The following is a 688-nucleotide window of genomic DNA, read 5'->3' as shown; positions in this document are numbered from 1 at the left end:
CGTCGTATCGGGTGGCTCGCGTGGCTTTGGTACAGGTGGTGGCCCACGGTTAAGGGCGGCGGTTTCGCTCGACGTGAGCGGGTCATGACGGATGCTTCCGACCGAGTGACGTGGTACGGGCCGCGTCTGCGGGGGCTGCGCGTGACACGTCACGGCATCCGCCTCGCTGTGCGCCCCCCGGACGGCAAGACCGTCGAGGACATCGCGAAGCTGGGCGAGGCTCTGCGCGACTCGATGAAGGCCGATGCGGTTGAGGTCGATGCCCGCACGAGACCGGGCAAGCTCGTCGTGTCCCTCGTGATGCGCTCACCGCTGCGCGACATGCGCCCGCTCGTCGAGCCGATGCCGTGGACCGGCGACTTCGCGGCGGTGCCCTACGGCTACACGATCTTCGGGGAGCCTGCTTGCCTGCGGTTGAAGGAAGTTTCCGGCACTGTCGTCGGTGGACTCCCCGGCTCGGGCAAGACGGCGGGGCTGTCGCTGGTGCTCGCAACGCTCGCACAGTCGCCCGCGGTTCAGTTCGCGATCTTCGACGGCAAGGGCGGTTACGACTGGCAGTGGATCGAACCGCGCGCGGCGATCTTTCACCGGGACGACGAAGACCGCGCCGCCATGGTCGAGCAACTCGAATCCCTTGTCGCCGTGATGCGCGACCGACTTAACCGGATGCCCGACCTTCGTGGAGGGG

The 688-nt window shown here is 67.7% G+C and carries 1 protein-coding gene; it reads left to right on the top strand.

Going from position 1 to position 688, the window contains the following annotated elements:
• Positions 1 to 84: 84 nt before the first annotated feature.
• A partial coding sequence (locus ABD658_RS15275; RefSeq protein WP_344744970.1) for an FtsK/SpoIIIE domain-containing protein occupies positions 85 to 688 on the top strand: 604 nt, incomplete at its 3' end.

The sequence above is a fragment of the Nesterenkonia aethiopica genome (genome assembly GCF_039534665.1).
In the GTDB taxonomy this organism is placed as follows: domain Bacteria; phylum Actinomycetota; class Actinomycetes; order Actinomycetales; family Micrococcaceae; genus Nesterenkonia; species Nesterenkonia aethiopica.
This window is presented reverse-complemented; position numbering and strand designations above follow the sequence as displayed.